At 37.5% G+C, this 25,650-nt stretch carries 23 protein-coding genes and 1 riboswitch; of the genes, 20 read left to right on the forward strand and 3 right to left on the reverse strand.

Annotated features, from left to right (window positions below; all coding sequences use genetic code 11):
- Window positions 1–156: 156 nt before the first annotated feature.
- A complete protein-coding gene (gene ytvI, locus LS41612_RS02100) occupies window positions 157–1,215 on the reverse strand; it encodes a sporulation integral membrane protein YtvI (protein ID WP_024364578.1) in 1,059 nt (352 codons plus the stop codon).
- A gap of 94 nt (window positions 1,216–1,309) precedes the next feature.
- Here ytvI and LS41612_RS02105 point away from each other — a divergent pair, with 94 nt between their 5' ends.
- From LS41612_RS02105 to LS41612_RS02120, 4 genes are all read left to right on the forward strand, one after another.
- Window positions 1,310–1,858, forward strand: a complete 549-nt coding sequence (locus LS41612_RS02105) for a hypothetical protein (protein ID WP_024364577.1) — start codon at window positions 1,310–1,312, stop codon at window positions 1,856–1,858.
- 269 nt (window positions 1,859–2,127) lie between these two features.
- Entirely contained in the window at window positions 2,128–2,673 is a 546-nt protein-coding gene (locus LS41612_RS02110) for a glutathione peroxidase (RefSeq protein WP_024364576.1), read from the forward strand.
- Between the two features lie 154 nt (window positions 2,674–2,827).
- A riboswitch (cobalamin riboswitch) is annotated at window positions 2,828–3,030 on the forward strand.
- A gap of 154 nt (window positions 3,031–3,184) precedes the next feature.
- Window positions 3,185–3,727 carry a cobalamin adenosyltransferase family protein gene (locus tag LS41612_RS02115; RefSeq protein WP_024364575.1) on the forward strand — a complete coding sequence of 181 codons (543 nt, stop codon included), beginning with the start codon at window positions 3,185–3,187 and terminating at the stop codon, window positions 3,725–3,727.
- A gap of 1 nt (window position 3,728) precedes the next feature.
- Window positions 3,729–4,688 (forward strand): ABC transporter substrate-binding protein, encoded by a 960-nt coding sequence (locus tag LS41612_RS02120; protein ID WP_024364574.1) that lies wholly within the window; start codon window positions 3,729–3,731, stop codon window positions 4,686–4,688.
- Window positions 4,689–5,065: 377 nt separating this feature from the next.
- Here LS41612_RS02120 and LS41612_RS02125 read toward each other — a convergent pair.
- Window positions 5,066–6,216, reverse strand: a protein-coding gene (locus LS41612_RS02125) for an IS3 family transposase (RefSeq protein ID WP_105928880.1) whose coding sequence is annotated in 2 segments (ribosomal slippage) — window positions 5,066–5,943 and window positions 5,943–6,216 — 1,152 coding nt in all. Because the reading frame shifts where the segments join, the coding sequence is not laid out codon by codon here.
- A 330-nt stretch (window positions 6,217–6,546) separates the two neighbouring features.
- On the opposite strand from LS41612_RS02125, the gene LS41612_RS02130 reads away from it, so the two are divergent.
- The 16 genes from LS41612_RS02130 (at window position 6,547) to LS41612_RS02205 (ending at window position 23,322) form a co-directional block, all read left to right on the forward strand.
- The gene (locus LS41612_RS02130) at window positions 6,547–7,314 is read left to right on the forward strand and encodes a tyrosine-protein phosphatase (RefSeq protein WP_024361399.1); all 768 of its coding nucleotides are present in this window, start codon (window positions 6,547–6,549) and stop codon (window positions 7,312–7,314) included.
- Window positions 7,315–7,469: 155 nt separating this feature from the next.
- A complete protein-coding gene (locus LS41612_RS02135) occupies window positions 7,470–8,837 on the forward strand; it encodes an MATE family efflux transporter (protein WP_029747107.1) in 1,368 nt (455 codons plus the stop codon).
- Window positions 8,837–9,667 carry a putative RNA methyltransferase gene (locus tag LS41612_RS02140; protein WP_024361397.1) on the forward strand — a complete coding sequence of 277 codons (831 nt, stop codon included), beginning with the start codon at window positions 8,837–8,839 and terminating at the stop codon, window positions 9,665–9,667. The genes LS41612_RS02135 and LS41612_RS02140 overlap by 1 nt, the downstream gene beginning before the upstream one ends.
- A gap of 88 nt (window positions 9,668–9,755) precedes the next feature.
- Complete coding sequence (locus LS41612_RS02145; protein ID WP_024361396.1) at window positions 9,756–10,364, forward strand: lysophospholipid acyltransferase family protein; 609 nt, start codon at window positions 9,756–9,758, stop codon at window positions 10,362–10,364.
- A 59-nt stretch (window positions 10,365–10,423) separates the two neighbouring features.
- Window positions 10,424–10,888, forward strand: a complete 465-nt coding sequence (locus LS41612_RS02150; protein ID WP_024361395.1) for a low molecular weight protein-tyrosine-phosphatase — start codon at window positions 10,424–10,426, stop codon at window positions 10,886–10,888.
- Window positions 10,889–11,108: 220 nt separating this feature from the next.
- Window positions 11,109–11,828: a YebC/PmpR family DNA-binding transcriptional regulator gene (locus tag LS41612_RS02155; protein WP_024361394.1), complete on the forward strand. Its 720-nt coding sequence runs from the start codon at window positions 11,109–11,111 to the stop codon at window positions 11,826–11,828.
- A 121-nt stretch (window positions 11,829–11,949) separates the two neighbouring features.
- The gene (locus tag LS41612_RS02160) at window positions 11,950–13,245 is read left to right on the forward strand and encodes an arsenic transporter (protein ID WP_036204757.1); all 1,296 of its coding nucleotides are present in this window, start codon (window positions 11,950–11,952) and stop codon (window positions 13,243–13,245) included.
- Between the two features lie 89 nt (window positions 13,246–13,334).
- The gene (locus tag LS41612_RS02165) at window positions 13,335–15,086 is read left to right on the forward strand and encodes a methyl-accepting chemotaxis protein (protein WP_024361392.1); all 1,752 of its coding nucleotides are present in this window, start codon (window positions 13,335–13,337) and stop codon (window positions 15,084–15,086) included.
- A gap of 215 nt (window positions 15,087–15,301) precedes the next feature.
- Window positions 15,302–17,044, forward strand: a complete 1,743-nt coding sequence (locus tag LS41612_RS02170; RefSeq protein ID WP_024361391.1) for a methyl-accepting chemotaxis protein — start codon at window positions 15,302–15,304, stop codon at window positions 17,042–17,044.
- 372 nt (window positions 17,045–17,416) lie between these two features.
- The gene (locus tag LS41612_RS02175; RefSeq protein WP_024361390.1) at window positions 17,417–17,992 is read left to right on the forward strand and encodes a YdcF family protein; all 576 of its coding nucleotides are present in this window, start codon (window positions 17,417–17,419) and stop codon (window positions 17,990–17,992) included.
- Window positions 17,993–18,073: 81 nt separating this feature from the next.
- Window positions 18,074–19,771 (forward strand): M3 family oligoendopeptidase, encoded by a 1,698-nt coding sequence (locus LS41612_RS02180; protein WP_024361389.1) that lies wholly within the window; start codon window positions 18,074–18,076, stop codon window positions 19,769–19,771.
- Between the two features lie 341 nt (window positions 19,772–20,112).
- Entirely contained in the window at window positions 20,113–21,192 is a 1,080-nt protein-coding gene (locus LS41612_RS02185; protein WP_024361388.1) for an AI-2E family transporter, read from the forward strand.
- A 14-nt stretch (window positions 21,193–21,206) separates the two neighbouring features.
- Window positions 21,207–21,824, forward strand: a complete 618-nt coding sequence (locus tag LS41612_RS02190; protein WP_024361387.1) for an NUDIX hydrolase — start codon at window positions 21,207–21,209, stop codon at window positions 21,822–21,824.
- Between the two features lie 198 nt (window positions 21,825–22,022).
- Complete coding sequence (locus tag LS41612_RS02195) at window positions 22,023–22,487, forward strand: hypothetical protein (RefSeq protein ID WP_024361386.1); 465 nt, start codon at window positions 22,023–22,025, stop codon at window positions 22,485–22,487.
- Window positions 22,488–22,506: 19 nt separating this feature from the next.
- Window positions 22,507–22,698: a hypothetical protein gene (locus LS41612_RS02200; RefSeq protein ID WP_024361385.1), complete on the forward strand. Its 192-nt coding sequence runs from the start codon at window positions 22,507–22,509 to the stop codon at window positions 22,696–22,698.
- A gap of 18 nt (window positions 22,699–22,716) precedes the next feature.
- On the forward strand, window positions 22,717–23,322 hold the full coding sequence (locus tag LS41612_RS02205; RefSeq protein ID WP_024361384.1) for an alpha/beta hydrolase: 606 nt from the start codon (window positions 22,717–22,719) through the stop codon (window positions 23,320–23,322).
- Between the two features lie 55 nt (window positions 23,323–23,377).
- Here the strand turns inward: LS41612_RS02205 and LS41612_RS02210 are convergent, their stop codons facing one another.
- Complete coding sequence (locus LS41612_RS02210; RefSeq protein ID WP_024361383.1) at window positions 23,378–25,486, reverse strand: MMPL family transporter; 2,109 nt, start codon at window positions 25,484–25,486, stop codon at window positions 23,378–23,380.
- Between the last annotated feature and the right edge of the window lie 164 nt (window positions 25,487–25,650).

The following is a 25,650-nucleotide window of genomic DNA, read 5'->3' on the forward strand; positions in this document are numbered from 1 at the left end:
CAATAATATAGGGCACTTCTATTTATCATGAATAGAATGTGCCCTGTGTTTATTTTTATTTGTCGTTGGATAGAGCCGTAAATCATAGCTTAGCGAGCTACTTACGTCTTGACGTCCACCATTTTTCAAGCAACTGTCCAATTTATTTCACATCTGCTAGATTTTAAAATTGATTTTAATAACCCCTGTTTCTTTTAAGGCGAACAATAAGATGATAACAAATGGCCCTACAAGTAAGCCGATGATACCAAATAGTTGTAGACCGACAAACATCGCTATTAATGTTGGCAGAGGAGATAAACCAATATGTGCGCCCATTACTTTAGGCTCGACAGTTCGACGAATAATTAATAAAATAGCTGCAAGAACAAAGAGCTTAATGGCAATCGATGTATTCCCCATCAACAGGTGGTAAGTTCCCCAAGGCGCTAAAATAATAATGGAGCCGAGGAACGGGATAACATCAATAATCCAAATAATAAAAGTCATTGTTAGCGCAAATTTTGGTTGAATAAGGAGTAATCCAATAAATGTAACTCCGGCAATGATAAAGCTAACAAGAACTTGTGCCTTCATAAAACCGAAAAATGCATCTTTTAAACGATTCGTAATAATTTTTAATTTCTTTTCTGTTGATGGCTTTAAATATTTATAAGTTATCTGTTTTAATTTAGGTAAATCGAGCATAAATAAAAATAGAGCAATCATATAAACGAGAAGACTAATAAAGAGGCTTGGAATTTGTGAAAAGAAGGTCGTAACTTTGGTATAATTAAAGAAGTTTAAAAAAGATTCTTCAATTTTCTTAATAAAGTCGGTTGCCGTTTTTTGAAGTGAGGAACTCACTTCAGTAGGAAAGTCTTCTGTATATTTTGAAATATTCTCTTGCATATGCCCCCACATCTCAGATAGCTTAGAAATATAGTAAGGTGCTTGTTTGGAAATGGAAATTATTTGCGACATTAGTTGGGTAATAGTAAAGTAACAGATAATAGAAATAAAAATAACACTTACTATGTATATAAACGCAACAGCTATTTTCCGAGACATTTTCCATTTTCGTTTAAAAAACATGACAATGGGTTCCAATAAAAAAGCTGTAATACCCGCTAATAGTATGGGCACGGAAACTGGTATGATAAAATATGCAGCTACTAGTAGGCATATAATCGCTAGCGTTCGTATAATCAACTTTCGAGTTATAGATCTATTCATAAGCTCTCCTTTTTATCATTAATTTAAGTACAGTGTAACACAATAAAATTAAAATTTAAAAACGTTCTGAAAGTAATGAAGGTAGGGATAAATCATGGAAAAAGAGATTTTAGAGCTTTTTAGTAATTTAACAGAGCGTGACCGTGAAATTGAATACGAGTCTTATAGAAAATTGATGAAGATTGTGCAAGAACCAGTTGATTGGACATATGCAGTTTGGGAACAACTTGTTAAAGCCCTTACATATAATAATGGACATGCGCGTGCGCGTGCTGCACAGTTTTTATGTGCGTTAGCAGCAAAGAGTGATCCAGAAGAGCGTGTTCTTGATGATTTTCTAAAAATCTGGGCAGTGACGTATGATGAAAGTAAAGTAACAGCAAGACAGGCATTACAAGCAATCTGGCAAATTGGGCTTGCTGGACAGGTTCAAAGAGATTTAATTGTTTCTTATTTAGCGAAAAGGTTCCAAACTTGTATGGATGAAAAACAACCAACACTTATTCGTTATGATATAATTGTCTCTTTTAAGAAGTTATTTGATGCTACTAATGATCATAAACTATTGGATATTGCGATGAGATTAATTGAGGAAGAGCAAGATACAAAATGTAAAAAGAAATATAAAACAGCCATCCGTTAACATAGCGAGATGGCTATTTTTATGGCGAGCGAGTTATTTTGAAGAAAGAAAAGTTATTGTTATAATGAAAAAAACAGTATTTTTGATTCATATAAATATAGGTCTTATTTACTTATCTGGAATTTAGTATGCAATAGTTACTAAATTTCTAAAAGCGACAAAACCATTTGTTGAGGAATAAGCAACATAATTATTCACGCAATATACAGGGTGAGGGGTTATAGTTGGTCATTCTATATAAAAAATAGTAACTAGAAAGGGTCGAGATAATGGGTATTTATAATTATTTAGTAAAGAAGCCAAACGGTGAAATTTTATCAATGGAAACGTATCGTGGAAAGACGATGCTAATTGTCAACACAGCTAACCAATGTGATTTTACATATCAATTCGAAGATTTACAGAAAATGTATGATAAATATGGCGAGAATAATTTCGTTGTGCTTGGTTTCCCTTGTAATCAATTTGGAGAACAAAACCCAGAAGATGGAGCAAAGACGATTAAACTTTGTCAAATTAACTACGGGGTAACGTTCCCAATCTTTGAAATAGTTCAGGTAAATGGCGAAGGGACACATCCATTATTCAATTATTTAAAGCACGAAGTAGATTTTCGTGAATTCGGTAAAGCCAATATGCAGGAAAAGATGTTAGCGGAATCAATTATCCAAATCGCTCCTAGCTTTTTAGATGGGCGTAATATTCGTTGGAACTTTACGAAATTTTTAGTAGATAATCAAGGTAATATAGTGGAACGCTTCGAACCAACCGATTCCCAACTAGATATTGAGCAAGCAATTGAAAAAATTTTATAGCTAGGTCTTTTAGTCAGAATTATTAGGAAAGAATAACGAATAGCTGGTCACTATGTAGAAATAGTGCTAAGTACGGTGTGGATATATTCGATTATGCTTCAATCTCATAACTATTTTTTTAAATCCATATATGATAAACTGCTATTCAAGTGAATAATTCTTGCAGAATAATGGTGCTAATTTTAGCATAATCGGGAATTCGGTGTAAGACCGAAGCTGTTTCCGCAACTGTAAGTACAAAAATCATAATACATGCCACTGTCCAAAGACAACAGGATGGGAAGGCTTTATGAGCGCTACGAAATGAAGGTAGCTAACTGTACGAGCCAGGAGACCGACCGTTATTTAATGTATAAAAACTCTTCGGAAGCTAGGAGGATATACGGCAAATACATTAGCTGTCTTCGTTAGACAACACTATATATGCTATTTTCGTCGTTCCCTAGGGAGCGACGTTTTTTTATGCACCTTTTAAGCAAAATCTGTTCATGAAAGAAAGAAGGGATTACAGATGAAAAAAGATGCGCGTTATTCTTGTTACCCGTTCATGCGTGAAAAAATATCTACAGTTGATTTTGAAATCCGTACAGATAGTTTAACAACGCATATCGGTGTAGCATTGGCTGCTGTAAAAGCCGAAGAAGTTGAAGTAGTCGGGGCAGATTTATTGACTATTTTGCCAATGGCATACCATGTCAATGGCTCGGTACGTGGCAAACTTGCGGTAACGGAAGAAGATTTGTCATGGCTCAGTGATCGTTATGATTTTTATGTAGGACATGTAAAGGAACAAATTCAAAATTTTGTTTTGCCACAAGGCACTGGGGCTGCAACTGCGCTTCACTTATGTCGGAGTGAGGCAAAAAAATCGTACCGTGTGCTACACAAAGTGTCAGAGGAAAGGGAAGTACCGGCCATTCTTTTCGATTACTTAGGATTACTAGCTAATGTATTTTTTGTTATGGCTGTTTACATGAATCAACAGGCTGGAATCGCTGAAATCCCGTTTATTAGCAAATCATATCCAATGAAGAAAAAGAAGGAGAATGAATAAAGTGAAAAAACTATTAAAATTCCAATGGCTTACTGTGTTAATGCTTGCGCTTGTATTGACAGGATGCGGCACAGCAGATAAAGCGAAAAATGACGATACATCTAAATCGGACCAACAAGTTGAGCAAAGTGGCTATAAAGTTAAGGATGATCGCGCTGTAGAAGTAGCATTTGATGCAGTACCGAAAACTGTTGTGTCATTACAACCAAGTAACACAGAAATTTTATTTGCACTAGGTGTTGGCGATAAAGTTGTCGGAGCTACAGAATATGATACGTACCCAGAAGAAGCAAAAAACATCGAACGTGTGTCAGATTCAGTGACATTTAATAGCGAACGAATTGTAGCCTTAAAGCCAGATGTTGTCATTGCGTACTCTACAGGAAATGAAGAGACACTAGATGCACTAAAAGGTCTTGAAGATGCAGGTGTAAAAGTATTTGTTATTCAATCAGCTGCATCATTTGAAGATGTTTATGGAGATATTCAACAACTTGCTGAAGTGATGGGTGTACAAGATAAAGGTGAGCAATTAAACAAAGAGATTAAAGCGAAAATTGCTGATGTTCAAGCAAAAGTAAAAAGTGTAGAAACACCAAAAAATGTTTACTTAGAAATTAGCCCAAAACCTGATATTTATACAACAGCAGCTGGTACTTTCCAACAGGAAATTTTAAATGCTGCAAATGTCAACAATGTATTTGGTGACCAAACAGGATGGGTAAAGGTTGCAGAGGAAGATGTTATTGCGAAAAATCCTCAAGTTATTTTAACAACTGTCAACTATGTAAAAGACCCAGTAGGGGAAATTCTAGGACGTGATGGATGGAATACGATTACAGCTATTCAAGATAAAGCAGTAAATGCTATTGATACAGATATTTCAAATCGTCCAGGACCTCGTATCGGGGAAGCTGTTGAGATGGTTGCAAAAGCTGTATATCCTGAGTTATTTAAATAAGGATAAACGGTAAAAACCTTTCATAATAGCTTAGGCAAAAGAGAAAAGAGGCTGGGACATAACCTTAAAATTCTAAATAGAGGTGCATTGGTTTTGATAAATTTTTGCTAAGAAAATATATAGAACATATTTACTATTATTTCTTTTGCAATGAATAATAAATTAGAAGGGTTCCCTAGTTGTTGGTAGCGGAGGTGGTGACTCTAGCGGGAAAAGCACATTATGTTAGATGCAACAGACCGCGCGTAGCGAGGGTTGCGGCTTACGGTGTGCCCGCAGAAAGCACCGCCGAAGCGGACAATACCGGCGCAGCAAAAAAAGTGTTAGATTGATTGTCGGGACTGACCCCGATATATAAGACAGTAATCAAAAAAGCATTACCCAACCAGTTGTCGGTATTGAACCGGCGACTGGTTGTTTAGTTTCGTTTGAATTCGGTTATTGTTATAATAGTTTATATAGTCTTTGACAGTTTGTTCTACGATGGCCGTCGTAGTACTGTTCAAATTGTCTAAGTAGAATGTTTCAGACTTTAACACAGAATGAAACGATTCGATTGGGGCATTATCAGCGGGCGTACCTTTACGGGACATGCTCATGGTAATGCCTTTTGCTTTTACGGCCTGTTGATAATCATACGATGTGTATACCGCCCCTTGGTCACTGTGCAACGTACACCCTTCGGGCAAATGATGAAGTTGAGCTAATGTATCCAGCACAAAATCAGTATCTTGGCAGTCTCCAATCGAATAGGCAATAATTTCACCATTATATAAATCTTGAATACTTGAAAGATACAACTGTTTTTGACCAAATGGCAAGTAAGTAATATCAGTTACGAGCTTCTGTAACGGTGCGGTGGCTTCAAAATCGCGATTTAATAAATTTGCTGCGATTGCATAAGGTTGTCCTGTTCGTTTCCGTTTTTTCACTTTCACGCGACATTGCCAACCATATTTTTGCATGATACGTTGAACCACTTTATGATTGACGCACATTTCTTGACGTAAGAGTGCTGTAATTTTTCTGTAGCCATAGCGAAATTTATTTGCTCGACAGAGTTCACCGATACGTCTCTCTATTGCTTGACGAGACCTTGCATCGGTTGATGCCTGTTTCCAACGATAGTAGGTAGATCGTGCAATCCCAAAGTGTTTACAAATGTCCTTTACAGACATCATGCTTCTTAGTGACGCAACTAACTGTACTGCTACTTCTCCAACCACTTCCTCTCCAACTCTGCGTACTTTTTTAGCACCTCAATTTGTTGCTTTAAATAACGGTTTTCCAATGCTAATTTCGTTTGTTCATTGTCCGGTTCAGGACCCTTATTAAAGATATATTGTTTGCCTACAGGTTGTTTCAAACGATTGACTTCACCATTTCTATACCAACGCACCCATGTTTCGACCTGTGTTTTATGGCGTATATTTAATTCCAATAGAATCTGTTTGACAGGTACACCCGCTAATCGCATCTTAATCGCTTTCATTTTTACTTCATAGGGATAACTCACTCTTGTTCCCATAGAAAAAACACCTCCAAATTGAAATTTAAGTATCTATACCCGAATTTCAATCGAAGATGCTTTTTTTATTTGTCTATACCTATTGGGGTCAGTTCCGTCATCAATCTAACACTTTTTCTCTTTTATCCCATTATCTGTTTTTGCTATGCCGTTGTTGCCTGCTGGCATTTCTTCCTTTGTAGAAAGTATTTGCCTTAGCGGACAATAGCGTTATTTTTCTTTTAAAATAAATATAGTTGAATAAATAAGGCATTGGATAATTGGTATTATCTTTGTTTGTTCTATAAAATAGAAGTAGAAATGATTGCTAACATAAGGGAGGCGTAGTGGATGACACAGTTTGACATGAAAGTTATTCCGTTTGAGGCAGTCTTGAATTTCCGCGACATGGGTGGCTATAAGACGAGGGATGGTCGTATCGTAAAGAATGGCTTGCTATATCGTTCAGCTGCACTTGGTAAGATGACACAAGCGGATAAGGTGCGCTTTGAAACATTAGGGGTAAAAACAATTTTTGATTACCGAGATGAACACGAGGCACGAAATAACCCTAATCCAACATTCAAGGATGCAAAGTATATTCAAATTCCTGCAAAGGGAAATCATGCGTTTGAGATGCCAACAAATACTGGTGGTCACAATTTTTATAAAGTTGTAAGTCCTGAGATGTTTCGAGATTTTTATGCACAAATGCCATTTAACAATGTATCATTTAAAAAATTAATGGCAACAATCCAAAATCCAGATAATCTAGGTCTAGTTCATCATTGTGCAGTAGGCAAAGATCGAACAGGTATTGGAGGAGCTCTTATTTTGCTAGCATTAGATGTGCCAGAGGAAACCATTATGCAAGACTATTTAGAAACAAATATTTACTTACGCCCAATGGTAGAACGCATGGCACAGGCAATCCAAGATACTTTTAATGATCATGAATTACAGCAGTTTCACGCACTAATGTCAGCTCGCGAGGATTATTTGCAAGCCGCCTTTGATGCTATGGATAGTAAATACGGTTCAAAAAACGTATTTTTAGAGCAAGAATTTGGCTTAACAACAGAAAAACGACAGCAATTACAAGAATATTGCTTATGTTAATAAGACACCCTTTCACGCCATGCAGTGAGAGGGATTTTTTTGTAGCTATTCAATTATTTTTGTATTACCTATCCTATACAACAAGCCAATCTGTGATAAGATACAATAGATTTTTATGTAATGGATAGAGAGAAGTGAAGTAGTTGGGACATGCGATGAGAGAGAAACATTCGACCGACCAGTTTAGTTTATTTCATTTAACATGGCCGATCTTTTTGGAAGTTTTTTTATTTATGTTAATGGGATTAGCCGATACATTGATGTTAAGTGCTTTGTCGGATAATGCAGTTTCAGGTGTTGGTGCTGCCAATCAATATATTCATATTGCGATATTAATACTTGAAGTGGTGGGCAATGGTGCTGCAATTGTTGTATCGCAATATTTAGGTTCGAAACGCTATTTAGAGGCTACAAAAATTTCGGCATTAGCAGTTACGATGAACGTAATTGTTGGGCTTATTATGAGTATGATTTTTTTCTTCGGCTCAAGCCATTTAATGACGATGATGAATTTAAAGGGCGATGTTTTGCAATATGCGCAAAGCTATTTAGTCATTATAGGTAGTTTTATTTTTTTACAGGCTATTATTAATGCGTTAGCAGCCATTATTCGTGTCCATGGTTGGACGAAACAGACCATGTACGTTTCGCTTGGAATGAATGTTATTCATGTCCTCTTAAATTACGGATTAATCTTTGGAAATTTTGGACTGCCACAATTAGGTGTTAATGGCGCTGCGATTTCCTCCATTATTAGCAGGGGACTGGCGGTACTTGTTTTTTCGTGGCTGTTGTATCAGGTGATGGAGATCCGTGTGAAGATAGAATACTATTTCACCTATTCAAAAGAATATGTCCGAAAAATTTTAAATATCGGTTTACCATCTGCTTTTGAGCAAGTGCTCTACCAATTTTGCCAAATTGTCTTCCTTTATTACGCAACCTATATAGGTGCTGAGACGCTTGCAGCAAGGCAATATGCCATGAATATTTCAATGTTTACATATTTATTTGCAGTTGCAATCGGTACAGGGACGGCGATTATTATAGGTCGATATGTGGGGGCAGGTAAAAAAGATGAGGCCTATCATCAATTATGGGTAAGCGTGCGCTCAGCTTTTATTTTCACGATACTGATGGTGAGTGTTGTTACAATTTTCCGTACGCAGTTCATGAGCCTATTTACAGATAATCCAGAGATTATCGCAATCGGCGGATCTGTTTTAGCATTAAGTATATTGTTAGAAACAGGTCGTACAATGAATATCGTCGTTATTAATTCATTACGTGCTTCAGGTGATGCAAGGTTTCCTGTTAAAATCGGATTTTTATCAATGGTATGTATGAGTTTGCCACTTGGCTACTTATTTGTATTTGTTTTAGATTGGGGATTAGTAGGAATTTGGTTAGCTATTTCAGCAGATGAATGGATGCGTGCTATTATCGTATACTTTAGGTGGAAAAGTAGAAAATGGGAGCGTTTTGCCATTGTTTCGCCAACAGAAAAAAGGAGGGAAATATAGTGGGGGCCATTTCTAAACGAGCTGCAGGAGCGGCATTAATAAATGCAAATATTGAGCTGTTTGCTTGTCCAATTTGTCAGGAGTCCATGCAAGTGTATGAGCAAGGGAGGTTGACATGTACAGCAAACCATTCTTTTGATATCGCCAAGCAAGGCTATGTCAATATGCTAACGCATGGAGCAACCTCTAAATATAGCAAGGATCTTTTTGAATCCCGTAAAAAGATAATTGATAGTGGGTTGTACGATCCTCTAGAGGAGAAAATAGCAGAATTAATAGGACAAGCAAAAACGGTGCTGGATACCGGCTGTGGAGAGGGTTCGCATTTAGCTCGCATACTGTCTGAAAGAGATAGTATCGGTGTAGGCATTGATATTGCAAAAGAGGGAATCCTTGCTGCTGCTCGCCATTACCCAGAGCAAATTTGGTGTGTAGGAGATTTAGCGAAAAGTCCCTTTGCTAAGCATAGCTTTGATGTCATATTAAATATTTTGTCCCCAGCAAATTATGAAGAATTTAAACGGCTACTTACAACTGGAGGGTGCGTTGTAAAAGTGGTTCCGCAAAGTGGTTATTTGCAACAATTACGAGCGCAGCTTTACGCTGATTCGACTAAAGAAACGTACTCCAATGAGCAAACGGTCGAACGCTTTCGTGAATGTTTTACAAAGGTTACAGTAGAACGCATTACTTATACGGTTCCACTTGCTGCAATGCTTGTACCAGCATTGCTTGAAATGACGCCAATGGGCTGGCATAAAGCACAGCAAACAGCAGTGGACGTCAGTGAAATAACGATTGATGTTGATATCTTAATCGGTCAGGTCTAAATTAGAGCGATTTGACTTGGACAATTGCGGTATACAGCACTTTTCGATTACAATAGTAATAACTATTGAATAAGGTAGGAATAAAACAGTGTATAAATTTACGGCAAATCTTGTCAAATTAATATTAAAATTAACAGGTTCAAAGGCTCGTGTATATGATGCGCATAACTTACCGAAGGAAGGTGGGTTTATTATTGCGTGTACACATACAGGCTATGTGGATATATTAAATTTAGGTGTTGCGGTCATGCCTCGTGAAATTCACTTTATGGCGAAAAAGCAATTGTTTGATATCAAAGGGCTAGGATGGCTTATTAATCATTTAAATGCCTTTCCTGTTGATCGTGATAATCCCGGGCCAAGTGTAATCAAAATTCCCTCACAGTTGCTGAAAGAGGGAAAAATTGTTGGGATTTTCCCATCAGGTACTCGTAATTCAGAAGGAACAGATTTAAAGCAGGGTGCTATCACGATAGCACAACTGTCCAAAACTCAAATCGTTCCAGCCGCTTACGTTGGAGCGCGAAATGCTGGCGATGTCTTTAAACGAGGAAAGGGTTATCTTATCTATGGAGAGCCGTTTTATGTGACAGGGAAAGGAAAAGAAGGTCGTGAGGAATTTACACACCATCTTGAACATGAGTTAATTGCGTTAACAGAAGAATTGAATAAACGCATTGCAGCAGATAAAAAATAATACAGTAAGCACTCAGAATCTCGTTGATTTTGGGTGCTTTGTCGTAGGAGGTATTTTTCATGATTCACGTACTTTTTGTTTGCCTAGGGAATATTTGTCGCTCGCCAATGGCTGAGGCAGTCATGCGAGATTTAATAGAAAAAGCACAGTTGACCGACAAAATCGACGTAGATTCCGCTGCAACAAGCTCATGGCATATCGGTGAGCCACCCCACCGTGGAACACAAGACAAGTTACGAGAATATGGTATAGCGACAAAGGGAATGCAAGGAAGACAGCTACAAAAACATGATTTTGATCAATTTGATTATATTGTAGGAATGGATGAAAATAATGTACGTAATATTTTTACGATGCTAGGTAATCCAGATTCACCGAAGATTTTTCGTTTTTTAGATTTAACGGACCATCAAATGGATGTACCTGATCCATACTATACAGGTGATTTTCAGGAAACTTATAATCTAGTATTAGAGGGCTGTCAGGCATTATTAGAAAAAATTAAGTTTGACAACAAGTTATAGGCACTAGCTTCACGGTTATTTTTGGCTTAAAATGGTAAATGTTATGTAATTTCCCCATGTGAAAAGATTACCTTAAACATTGGCATATCTAGCTTTGAAGGCATCAATATGTTATTATTTGCAGAGTAAAGATACGAAAAGTATTTAAATACCATTTGCAGATGTGTAAATGTGCATCTATGATTTTTATAAACTTTATTTTTGAAAGAGAGTGGAAACAATGGGTCGTAAGTGGAACAATATTAAAGAAAAGAAGGCGTCAAAAGACCAAAGCACAAGTCGTGTTAATGCAAAATTCGGTCGCGAAATTTATGTAGCAGCAAAATCAGGCGAACCAGATCCTGAATCAAATCGCGCTCTTAAAGTTGTTCTTGAACGTGCTAAAACTTACAGTGTTCCTAAACATATTATTGAAAAAGCGATCGAAAAAGCAAAAGGTGGCGGTGACGAAAACTTCGACGAATTACGCTACGAAGGTTTTGGACCGGCTGGCACAATGCTAATCGTGGATGCTTTAACAAACAATGTGAACCGTACTGCATCTGATGTACGTGCAGCATTTGGTAAGAACAACGGTAACATGGGTGTAAGTGGTTCTGTTGCGTATATGTTTGATTCAACAGCAGTTATTGGTTTAGAAGGTAAGACAGCAGATGAAGTACTTGAAATTTTAATGGAAGCAGATGTCGATGCTCGTGATATTCTTGAAGAAGAAGATACTGTTATCGTTTATGCTGAGCCAGATCAATTCTTTGCTGCACAAGAAGCGCTGAAGGCGGCAGGTGTTCAAGAATTTACCGTTGCAGAGCTTTCAATGCTTCCTCAAACAGAAGTGACATTAACAGGTGACGATATAGCAAAATTTGAAAAACTAATTGATGCTTTAGAAGATTTAGATGATGTACAAAACGTTTACCATAACGCAGATTTAGGTGAATAGTTTTTATTATCAGTCAGGCCAGTAGCAAACCTTTGCTACTGGTTTTTACTTATGCTTTTTGCGTAGGCTCGGAAAATGGGCACAGATAAGCAAATGTGGAAATTTATTAAGGGGGAGAATTGTGCAAACCTTATTAGCAATCGTTATTTTTTTAGTGACGTTATTTTTAGTCATTGTGCAACCACGTAAATTATCTATTGGCTGGTCTGCCTGTATTGGTGCAGCATTTGCCTTAATGTTGGGCGTCGTAACATGGCATGATGTCGTGGCGGTAACTGACATTGTGTGGAATGCTACATTATCATTTATAGGCATTATTATTATTTCTCTGATTTTGGATGAAATCGGATTTTTTGAATGGGCTGCATTACATATGGCACGACTTGCAAGAGGTAGTGGCATTCGTTTATTCATCTATATAGGTTGCTTAGGAGCGATTGTTTCAGCACTATTTGCGAACGATGGTGCAGCATTGATATTAACGCCAATCGTATTAGCGATGGTAAGAAAGTTAAACTTAACAGAGCAAAAGGTTTTTCCGTTTATTATTGCAAGTGGATTTATAGCAGATACAACATCATTACCACTGGTGATTAGTAATTTAACAAATATTGTATCAGCGGATTTTTTTGATATTGGCTTTATAGAATATGCGGTGCATATGGTAGTGCCGAATATTGTTTCTTTAATAGCTAGTATACTCGTGCTATATGTTTTTTTCAGAAAGGCTATTCCGAAGCAGTACTCGATGGAGGCGGTGGTTCAACCAACTGTTGCCATTCGAGATAAAAAATTATTCCACATCTCGTGGTACGTTATAGCAATATTATTAATTGGGTTTTTATTTAGTGAATATTTTATTATTCCAGTGTCATTTATTTTATGTAGTGTTGCGATAATTTTTTTATGGTTGGCACAGAGAAGTAAAAATATTGATACGCAGAGGGTTATGAAAGGTGCCCCGTGGAGTATAGTGTTCTTTTCAATAGGAATGTACGTAGTCGTTTATGGTTTGAAAAATGTAGGGCTTACGGGGTTGTTAGCCGATGTGTTAGAACATGCCGTTCAGCAAGGCTTATTTGTAGCGACACTAACGATGGGATTTGTAGCAGCCATTTTGTCAGCAGTTATGAATAATTTGCCGACGGTGATGATAGATGCTTTAGCTATTGCTGAAACAAGTGCGACAGGAACAATCAAAGCAGGACTTATTTATGCTAATGTAATAGGCACAAACCTAGGGCCGAAAATAACACCGATTGGTTCCTTAGCTACATTGTTATGGCTTCATATATTGGCGCAAAAAGGTATTAAAATCAGTTGGGGTCAGTACTTTAAGATAGGTATTATCCTAACGATCCCGACACTGCTTGTTACATTACTCGCATTATGCGCTTGGCTAGCAATAATATTATAGTATTAAAGTCAAAATAGTTGAAAAAATAAATTTTTAGGTAATAATTAGTTATTATACTAGCAAAATGAAGAAGGAAAGTGTGCCAAAATATGAGCAGAGCAAATAAGTTAAGTAATAAAATTATTTTAATTTCATTAATGACATTAGTCGCTTTATTAATTGGTTTTATCGTCACGACGATTTACACAGCAAAATCATCTGTAAATAAAACAATGGGGTCACAGGCAGTAGCGGTAGCAGAAAACATTGCAAAACAGTTAAATGCGGATGATTATATTGAGCTTTCGAAAAAACCATCGGAGTCTAAACTTTACTGGGAGCTAAGAGAGCAATTAAACGATTTACGAGAAAAAAATGGCGTGCTTTATGCTTATACATTTGCGGTACCAACGGAAGATCAGAAAGTAAGATTTTTAGTTGATGGTATGCCTAAAGATGATCAAGAAAATGCAGGTGCTATCAATTCGGAATCATCTTCTACTTACTATAAGGATCTTGAAAAAGTAATGGCTACAGGTAGCTATTATTCCGCAATATTACATAGTAGTGACTTTGGAGATTATTTATCGGGTACGGTGCCATTAAAAGATGAATCCGGTACGATTGTTGCCTTTGTTGGTGTAGATATTGATGCAACACAAGTAAGTGGCGTAACGAATACGGTATTAACTTCAGTTTTACCAGCCCTTATTGCGATTATGTTCGTATTAACGGTGGTTGGAATGGTCATCATGTATCGTTATATTAACCGTTCATTAAAACCACTCAGTTCTTTAGGGGAAGCAGCTGAATACTTTGCACGTGGTGATATTGTTCAAGCAACGGAAGCAGTCGAGAAACTACAGTTTAAAGGTAAAAATGAAATTGCCGTTTTCGCCAATGCTTTTAAGGAATCGTTGATAAAATTAAAAGACACTTTCCAAACGATTCAACTTCGCACGGTTGCTTTACGAGAGGTTGTTGGCAAAATAGATGCTACTTCACAGCAGGTTGAAGCATCAAACTCAAAAATTGCAGACCGTATTATTGAAATTGCGGCAGGTAGTGAACAGCACCAGCAAAACAATAATGAGGTTTTGTTAACAATGAATGAAATGTCCATTGGCATCCAACGTTTAGCTGATACAACTTCCGAAATCGCTGAGTCTTCCAGTGCAATGACGGGATTAGTAGAGTCCAATGTAAACCATTCTCAAGAGGTTATTTCGCAAATCCAAAATGTTGAATCTTCTGTGTTGCGTACAGCAGGACATGTTGAAGAGATGGGCAATAAATTCCGTTCAATTGAAGATATGGTGCTAGTGATTACCAATATTGCCGATCAAACAAACCTACTTGCATTAAATGCTGCTATTGAAGCGGCGAGAGCTGGGGAAGCTGGAAAAGGCTTTGCAGTAGTAGCAGATGAAGTACGTAAGTTGGCTGAAATGTCTAAGACTTCTGCTGATGATATTCAAAAACATTTAGTAAGCTTTAAAGATATTACGGACCGTGCTCTTTCTGAAATGGCACAAAGTACGGAAGATGTGCAAGCGGGGAATGAAGCGGTGCAACAAATTGGTACAAGCCTTTCACAAATTTTACAATCGGTTGCAATGGTTAACAATAAAATTCAAGATGACTCTGCAGTAATCGAAGAAATGTCAGCCGGTTCAGAAGAAATCTTAGCGACGATAGAGCAAATGCAAAATATTGCGCAGCAAAGTGCCTTAGGTACGAAAGAAGTTGCAACTGCTTCAGATTTACAGGTGGCAATGGTTTCAGAATTAAATGAAGTAGTAGAAATTTTGGAACGCACATCTAAAGAGGTAATTGAAGCGATTAATACATTTAAATTATAAAGAATATCAAAAAACTATTTTTCTACGCATTGTATCCCTGTAGAAAGATAGTTTTTTTTCTGTGCGAAAAAATGTGTATATTAGCATATTTAAACGAAAAGGTGAGTATTCTACACATTTATTGTGAAATACATATTGTGTAAACTATAAAACCATTCCATAATATAGATTAATATTAATGCTTTAAATGAACGAAGTAAAAAGGGGTGTAAAGCATGAAATTTTTACGTTCAATACAGGGGAAATTAATTATCGTTTCAATGGCATTACTAATAGTGCCGAGCTTAATCATTGGTATAGTCAGTTATGGGAAAGCAAAGGATGGTATGGAAGGTTTAGGCGAACAAGTTATTCAAAATAGTGTTGAGTCTACTTTACAATTAATCGAACTTGCAAATGAAAGTGTAGAAAAAGGTGACATCCCTTTGGAGGTTGCGCAGGAAAGAGTACGAGAAGCGCTGCTTGGTCCAAAGGATAGTGAGGGAAAACGACCAATTAATTATCCTGGTAATCTAGGAGAGTATGGTTATATCTATGTTTTAGACGATAAAGGAACATTAACTACACATCCTACTCGCGAAGGGGATAACTTGTGGGATGATCAAGATAGCAGTGGAAAGTATTTTATTCGTGATGTAACCGAGCGAGCATTACAAGGCGGTGGTTTTACGGAATATGAGTTTACACTTCCAGGTCAGGACGTATTAGCGGATAAAATCATCTATTCTGCAAAAGATCCACATTGGGGATGGATTGTCGCATCTGGTACATATATGCAAGATTTTAATAAGGAAGCTAATTCATTGTTATTGGTTATTGGTCTAACATTATTGGGTGCCATTATTATTGGTACCGTCATTGTAATTTTTGTGTCTAGACATTTGGCTTTACCAGTTAAAAACTTATCGAAGCGTGTCCATGAAGTGGCACAAGGTAATTTAACCGTTGAAATTGAAAACCTACAACGATCAGATGAAATTGGCCAATTGAATACTGGTTTTAATGATATGGTAGATCAATTAAAGACATTAATTACAGATGTTGAGGAGGCCATTGTCGAAATTCAATCGACTTCGTCCAATTTAACAGCCGTTGCAGAGGAAACAAATGCTTACGGTGATGAAATTGTCAAAGCGATTAATGAGGTATCAAGAGGGGCAGTGAAACAAGCATCAGACGCAGAGGATACAAATCGTACAGCGATTGCATTTGCACAGCAAATTGTAGAGCTACATGATAAAAATGAATTAATGTTGGATGCTTCTCAAAAAATGAAGCAGTCCAATGAAGAAGGGCTTGTGAATTTAAACAGTTTGAAACACAAATCACAAGAATCGTCTGCGCTTATTAACAGTGTTCAAACAGTGTTCAATAGCTTAATTGTTAAAGTAAGAGAAATTGAAGGTATTGTGGGCACAATCAATGAAATTTCCGATCAAACGAATCTTCTTGCATTAAATGCATCGATTGAAGCGGCGCGTGCTGGAGAGCATGGCAAAGGCTTTGCTGTAGTAGCGGAGGAAGTACGTAAGCTAGCAGATCAAACATCTGTTGCAACAGATTTGGTACGCACGACGTTACGAGGTATTGAAAGTGAAACGAACTTAGTAAATGATGAGATGCAAAAAACAAATATCATTGTCCGTGAGCAAAATAATTCAGTTAGTATGATGGAATCTTCATTTAATGAGATAGAAGCGTCTGTCGGAGAGATTATAGTAAATATTGGAGAGATGACGGCGGGCGTAGAATATTTAAATAGCTCTAAGGAAGATATTATGCAATCGATTGAAAGTATCGCGCTGATTAGTGAGAAAAATGCAGCTTCCTCAGAAGAAGTCACAGCATCAGTTGACGAGCAACAGAGAGCTATTCAGCTTATTAGCGAATCATCTAATGATTTAACAGACGAAATTTCAGCATTACAGGAATCTATTCAACGTTTTACAATAAGATAACCATTGAGAGGCTGGGACATAACTAAAAAAATTTAAGGAACCGAGGAAAGCTGTTCATAAATTTTTGCTATATGGAGAACTAGCTAACTTAGCTATTCTTGCTTTTGCAATAAATAAAAATTTAGTAGGGTTCACTAGTAGTTAGTAGCGGAGGCGGTGACTCCTGCGGGACGCACGCAGCGTAAGACGCTGGCATTCCGCGCGTTAGCTAGGGTTGCGGCTTACGTGTGCTGAGCGGAAAGCACCGCCGAAGCGGACAACGGCGCAGCAAAAAATGTGTTAGATTGATGGCAGTCAATCTAACACATTTTCTCTTTTGTACAAGCATCTTTTTTATAGGCAAGACGTTGTTAGTATAAAGGGGTGTTGCATATGAAAAGGTGGATAGTGGGAGGCATCATAATTGTTGTTTGTATAGGTAGTACTCTTTATATATGGTTAGGACAAGAAATGAAACGAGGCACACAGCCAGTTGCAGATGGAACAGCACCATATGTTATCGTGCTTGGAGCAAAAGTAAAGCCAGGTGGTGTGTTATCACTATCTTTAAAAAGTAGATTGGAAGAGGCTGTAACCTATCTCAATCAATACCCACATGTTAAGGTAATCGTCTCGGGTGGACAGGGAACAGATGAGGATAGAACAGAGGCATCAGCAATGTTTACCTACCTAGAAGACAATGGCATTGAAGCTGAACGAATTTTAATGGAAGAGCAATCCACATCGACATATGAAAACTTATTATTTTCAAAAGAATTACTACCAGCAGGGACAAAGCAAATTACCATTGTCTCGAATGATTTCCATTTACAACGAGCGAAGTATTTAGCGAATAAGCTTGATTTAGAGGCAGATGTCGTTGTTGCCAAAACCCCAAAATCTGTGGAAGCGAAGTTAACACTACGGGAAAGAGCTGCATTATTAAAAACATATATCATTGGTCATTAATGATATATTTACTTTCTTTCCATTATATATTTGGCATATAATAGAAATATAATGACTAAACGACAGAAAGAGGGTACTTCTATGACAACGTTTAAAGATTATGTATACAGCCGTCCGAACGTGGAGGCGATGAAAGAGCAACAGTTAGCTTTAATCGAGCAATTTAAAGAAGCACAATCGGTTGAGGCACAAAGCGAACTAATTGAAAAATTAAATGAACTGAGTAATGAATATGCGACAATGGCAAACCTCGTCTACATTCGAGCATCGATTGATACCCACGATTCATTTTACCAAGAAGAACGTGATTATTTTGATGAAGTAGGCCCTGAGCTTGAAGAAATCACAACCGAATATTATAAAGCATTAATCGCTTCACCATTCCGCGAGCAGTTAGAAGAAAAATGGGGGCAACAGTTATTTGATTTAGCATCCTATCAAATTAAAGGATTTTCACCGAAAGTCATTGATTTAATGCAAAAGGAGAACAAACTAGTATCAGAATATAATAAACTAGTTGCTTCAGCACAGATTGACTTTAACGGTGAAACATTAACGCTAGCACAGTTAGGACCTTATACAGAATCGACAGATCGAGCAATGCGTAAGGCTGCTACAGAAGCTCGTTTTGGCTTTTTTGCTGAGCATGAAGCGGAATTTGATCGCTTATACGATGAGCTAGTTAAAGTGCGTCATGAAATTGCTGTAAAATTAGGCTATAAAAATTATGTAGAGCTTGGCTATATCCGTATGAACCGAATTGATTATAATGCTGAAATGGTCAAGAAATTCCGTGACCAAGTACGTGATTTAATCGTGCCAGTTGCAACAAAACTATTTGAGCGTCAAGCAAAGCGAATCGGGATTTCAGACTTAAAATTTTATGATGAAGCTTTAAACTTCTTAACAGGTAATGCTACGCCAAAGGGTGATGCAAATTGGATAGTGGCAAACGGTAAAAAAATGTATGAAGAACTATCTCCTGAAACGGGTGAATTTTTCAACTTTATGATTGACCATGACCTAATGGATTTAGTTGCGAAAAAGGGGAAAGAAAGTGGCGGCTATTGTACGTTTATTGAAAATTATCATTCGCCGTTTATTTTCTCGAACTTTAACGGTACATCAGGTGATATTGATGTGTTAACACATGAGGCTGGACATGCCTTCCAAGTATTCTCAAGCCGTGATATTGGCATCCCAGAATATTTATGGCCAACATATGAATCATGCGAAATCCATTCGATGAGTATGGAGTTTTTCACATGGCCTTGGATGGAATTATTCTTCAAAGAAGACACGGAGAAATATAAATTTACACATTTAAGCAGTGGCTTATTATTTCTTCCTTACGGTGTTGCTGTTGATGAATTCCAACATGTTATTTACGAAAATCCAGAGATGACACCTGCTGAGCGTAAAGCTGCATGGAAAAAAATCGAGCAAACCTATTTACCACACCGTGACTATGATGGTAATAGCTATTTAGAGTCAGGTGGTATATGGCAACGTCAGGCACATATTTATGCAAGCCCGTTCTATTATATCGACTACACGTTAGCGCAAATTTGTGCGTTCCAATTCTGGAAACGTTCACGTGAAGAGTTTGACGCAGCATGGAAGGATTATATCCATTTATGTGGCTTAGGCGGTTCCATGTCATTTACAAAACTTGTGAAGGAAGCGGGCTTAATTTCTCCGTTTGAGGATGGCTGTGTAGAATCAGTAATCGGTGTGATTGAGGACTACTTAAATTCAGTGGATGATACAAAGTTGTAGATGTTAGATAGAAACTGTGCAGAGCTAATATAGTGGCTCTATAAGAAATTAGCAAGTGTTAGATTGATTGCAATCAATCTAACACTTTTTTGCTACGCCATTATTGTCCGCGTCTTACGCCGTGTGCGTTCTGAGCAGGAGTCACCTCCTTCGCTACCAACAACTAGTGAACCCTTCTAATTTTTTATTTATTGCAAAAGCAAGAATATGTTTTCTATAAAAATTGTCCAAGATAAGTTGTTTTTTTGCTTGTTATCTATGTAATCGATACTAGGATACTTGCGAAATGGTTAATATATAAGTAGTATTTTCAGTAACTGTGATAAAAGGAAGTGAAGAAAGTGACGAGGAAGGTATGGTTCCAGGTAGGTATAGGGATTTTACTAGTTTTACTAATACTTAAATATTTTATAGAGATTCATTGGATTTTCACACCGCTTGCTATGATTTTAAAAGCGATTTTTGTGCCGTTACTACTTGGGGGTGTGTTGTATTATGTGACCGAGCCAATTCAACGTTTTTTAGAAAAGCGTAGATGGCCAAGGTGGTCGAGTATTTTAACAATTGTCGTTGGACTGATTGCCATAGTGGTCGGCTTTGGTTGGATTATTGGTAATCCGATTGCTACCCAGCTTAATAATCTGGCAAAAAATGCACCGATGATTAGTTCAAGCATTCAAGAGGCCGCTGATTATGTATTCAAAAATAAAGATAATTTCCCACCACAATTAAAAGATTTTATTGATTATCTTGCTAATTCTGTACAGGACATTGCTGTGGTAGCAAGTAAATGGCTTGTATCATTTATCCAATCACTGGTGTCAGTTTCTTTACTAGCGATTTTAATTCCATTTTTCTTCATTTTCATGTTGAAGGACCATGAGAAATTTGCGCCTTCCATTTATAAATATTTTACTGGTGAGCGTCGTGAATGGATTAAAAAGACATTAAGTGAGATAGATGATGTATTACGTAGCTATATTCAAGGGCAACTACAAATCAGTTTTTTACTAGCACTTATTATGTATGTTGGGTATTTAATAATTGGCTTAGAGTATTCATTATTGCTTGTGATTTTTGCCTTCTTTATGAATATGATTCCGTTTATTGGACCGTGGATTGCTCTTGCACCAGCAGTTATTGTAGCCGTAATTCAAGATCCGATGCTTGTTGTGTGGGTAAGCGTCGTTACACTTATTGCCCAGCAGATTGATAGTAACTTTATTACACCGAATGTTATGGGGAAATCGCTTGATATCCATCCGTTAACAGTTATTACGATTATTTTAGCAGCCGGTAATATAGCAGGCTTTATTGGGATTATTATTGCCGTACCATTCTATGCGGTACTAAAGGTAATTGTTTCGAATATTTATGATGAACGAAATGCGATAAAGAAAAAGGCTACGAAGTCAGTATAGGGGTCGAATAAAAAGTGGAACAAGAAATTGTTAAAGTTTTTAATGAGCAGCATGAACAAATTGGAACGGCAACACGAGCAGAAGTACATGAGAAGGGCTTGTGGCATGAGACATTTCACTGCTGGCTTGTCAACGAGAACTATATTTATTTCCAAATCCGTAGTGGGCAAAAGAAGGATTATCCAGGGCTGCTAGATATAACAGCAGCAGGGCATTTACTAGCAGTTGAGACAGTGGAAGCAGGCATCCGCGAAGTTAAAGAAGAATTAGGGTTAACAATTAATATTCAAGACATCGTCAAAATGGGGATGACATCTTGTAGCATCGTATCTGAAAATATGATAGATAATGAATTTTGTCATGTCTATTTGTACCCGTTTGAAGATAATTGGGATGCATTTGAGCTGCAATATGAGGAAGTTTCGGGTGTTGTTCGAGCACAGCTTGATGAAGCGGAAGCATTCTTTTTAGGGAAAACTGGCACGCTAAATATTGAGGGGTATGAATATTTCCCTGATGGGCAACGAGCTCGACTCGTGCGTCCTGTCAGTACGGCACAATTTGTGCCGTATCGTGAGCTGTATGTGGCGGATGTTATTGGCTTTGCCAAAAGTGCAATGTACAATCGATAGTAAAGTCACCAGCCATGAATAACGATTAGAAAATGGCCATCGGTATGTATGGCATATAGCATGATGTATGCTTTACGCTCATAAAGATAACTTCGAAATGAATTGAAGTTATGTTTATGAGCATTTTATGTCTATCTGTTAATTTATGTAGAAAATAAGCTATACTTGTATTTACAATGAAAGAAAAGGAGCATATATATGCTAACATTTGAACAAAAACAAGCGATAATTGAATCGTTTTCCGAATTAACGAAAAAAGAAATTTCGATGAAACGAGTGAATTATCATTATATGGACAGTTTGTTTGAAAAGACGATTGTCGTAGAAAAATTGCACCCAAATGGCAATGGTTTTGTCTTTGTAGGAGATTTATTGCGCTACGAAAATGAAGCAAATGATAAAGGACTAGTCAATATTCGCGATTATGATGAGCACCAGTTGCGTGCCATTATTGAAGATGCCATTACTTATTTAGGTGAGGAACAAGAAGAGGAAGAACCTATTATTGAAACTTGGCGTAATCGTGAAGGTGATCAATTAGAGCTTGCGTTTGAGCAACGTTCTTGGAATGTTTATCATCGAGAAAATTTAGAAGAAGCCTTTGGCACATATGATGCTGCAAAAGAATACTTACTAGAAGAAGGCTTTCGTAAAAAGAACTAAGTAATATGGGGGAAACGACATGAGTGGTAAAAAATTGGTAGGTATTGTAATTGTTGTTTTAGTCATTGCATGTTTATTTTCAGTTTTTACGATTCAAAATTTTTATAAAAATAATCAAGAACAGCCAAATAGTGAGAATCGTGAAATAAATAAGTCAAAAAGTTTGAATTTAATATTACCACAGGCTACAATTATCTCGAATTCAAGATAATTGAAAGGTGATGGGTTTATGCAACATTTATTTCATAAAGGTACAGATGAAACCAAGCCAACCTTATTGTTATTACATGGTACAGGTGGGGATGAGCATTCTTTAATCAGTCTTGCAAAGGAAATTGATGCAACAGCCAATATTTTAAGTGTACGAGGTAATGTATTAGAAAACGGTATGCCTCGTTTTTTCCGTCGCTTAGCTGAAGGTGTTTTTGATATAGAAGATTTAATCTTCCGTACACAAGAATTACAAAGCTTTTTGGTAACAGCAGCAGAGGAGTATGGTTTTGATCGTACGCGCATTGTAGCGATTGGTTATTCAAATGGGGCAAACATTGCTGCAAGTTTATTATTCCACTTTGAAGATGCATTGGCAGGGGCAATTTTACATCATCCAATGGTGCCAAGACGTGGCATCGAACTACCTGCGCTTCCTAATATTCCGGTATTTATAGCAGCAGGAACCAATGATCCGATGTGTACTGCACAAGAATCAGAAGATTTGGAGTCGCTGTTATCGAAAGCGGGTGCTCATGTAACGACAGCATGGTTTAACTACGGACATCAGCTCACAATGCCGGAAGTAGAAGCGGCAAGAGCGTGGTATCAACAATATTTTTAAACGTAAAATCCGAGAACAATGTAACTACATGTTCTCGGATTTTTTGTGTGTATCATTACTTTTTCTTAGCAAATGGTAGCCACCAGTTCCAATCACCAAATAGCTTCATAAGGCTCGGTACCAGCATAAGGCGAATAATGGTCGCGTCAATCGCGATGGCAATCGCAATACCAACACCGATTTGCTTTACAGGCATGACATCAGTAAAGGCAAATGCCCCTGTAATAACAATCATAATAAGTGCAGCAGATGTAATGATACGGCTAGTAGATGTTAGCCCATCCACTGTTGCACGTGTATTATTTGCACCTTTTTGATATTCTTCCTGTATGCGAGAGATTAAAAATACTTCATAGTCCATACTTAAACCGAAGACAAGGCAAAATACGATAACTGGAATAATAAGGACGATTGTTCCAGCCTCTATTCCAAAATGCCCATATTGGAAAATATAAACCAGTATGCCGAACGCTGAAGATAACCCGATTATATTCATAATGATTGCCTTGAGAGGAATTAAAATGGAACGGAAGGCAAGCATTAAAATAAAGAACGTTGACACGATAATGATTGAAACCGCAAATATTATTTTACTAGCAATTTCATCAAAAATTTCTTGATTAAATTTCCCTTGTCCACCTAGTTTGAAGTCAACATTTAAATCCTTGTCCATCCACGTTCTGGCGAATTGTTGTGCAGCGGAGGACGAACCAGCTACATTTAATGTAATCGGAATAAATAGCTGTGTATCCTTTGAAAAGGTATTAATGATTGGTTTTAATTGTTCTGCCACTTGTGGCGTTTTCAAGGAAGCTGTTAATTCCTCTGGTGATTTCATTTGGGCTGCTGTATAAATCGTTGAGACTTCATCAACGAGCGGATCGTTAAGCAGTTTTTCTTGTATATCAAAAAGTAGCTTGCGTCCTTGCTCGTTCTCCCAGCCATCTTGGCGTTCAGCAAGTAAGTACAAAACGGATGTATCACCAAGCCCAAACGTTTCATCCAATTTATCGTAAGCTGCTCGGGCATCGTATTTGGGTGGTAAAGAATCTACTTGAGGTATGGCAAGTTTAATATCCTTTAACGGAATCATCCCGATACCAAGTAACAATAAAGCAACAATAACAATGGATACAGGTCGCTTCATAACAAAGCCGGCAAAACTGTGCCAACGATTCGTGCCACCTGGCTTTACACGTAATATGCGCCATTTATTTAGGCGATCTCCTAACACCATCATTGTCGCAGGTAATAAAGTGAGACCTGAAAGCACGGCGAACAATACGACAATTGTGCCACCTAAGGCAATATTGCGGAAGATTTCTACATCAATGACAATCATGGCACCAAGACCAATCATGACACAAACAGCAGAAAAAATAATAGAACGACCGGCTGTTTGGATAGCAATTTGTATAGCTTCGGCAATGCTAGAATGGTTACGCTCTTCACGATAGCGATTAATAAATAGCAGAGCGAAATCAATACTAAGGGCAAGTCCAAGCATTGGTACAATATTTAACACAAAAATGGATAAATTAACGCTACCACTTAGTAACGTCAACAGCCCGAATGCTGTGACAACGGTAACAACTCCGATTAAAATTGGTAAAATCGCAGCTACAACAGTACCAAAAGCAAGTAATAGCACAACAATAGCGATTGGTAAACCAATGGCTTCAGCGGATGCTAAGTCCTTTTGGCTGGCTTCATTAATATCCTCCGAAATCACAGGGCCACCTGTCACACTGATACCTTCTTCTTCAACTAAAGCACGAACCTCTTTGACGATAGCTGGCAAATTATCAATGTTATTTTTAAAATGTACCATGGCATAGGAAATGCCATTCTTTTGTAAAGTAGAATCATCCAATGGTGACTGAATGGAATGAACTTCTTCAATGTCCTCTAGCTTTTGTAGAGTGTTTTCGATTTTTTGATTGCTTGTTTGATCAAAAACAACCATGATTGTTTCTGCAGGTAAGTCGAATGTTTTGGCTAGTTCATTTGTGACATAGGTATGATCAGCTTCAACAAAAAAGCCATCTCCATGCAGTTTGCTAGGAAGCTGTATAGCAAACACAGCCATTGCGATAAAAATAACAATCCAAATGGCAACGATAGCTTTCGCATGTGCAGTGATAAAAGCTGAAAAATTTTTCATAACGATAAAGCATCCCCCTTTTAAACTAGTGTAAAGGATGTGTCACTTTTTGTCGTGTGACAAAGTAGAAAATCCTGCTCGCAATAAATGGCGTGAGAATTGTATGAGAATTGTGTGAGTGCCTGTCACCAAAAAACGGCACTTTCTGGGAGCAGAGAGTGCCG

It is taken from the genome of Lysinibacillus sphaericus, assembly GCF_002982115.1.
GTDB lineage: Bacteria > Bacillota > Bacilli > Bacillales_A > Planococcaceae > Lysinibacillus > Lysinibacillus sphaericus.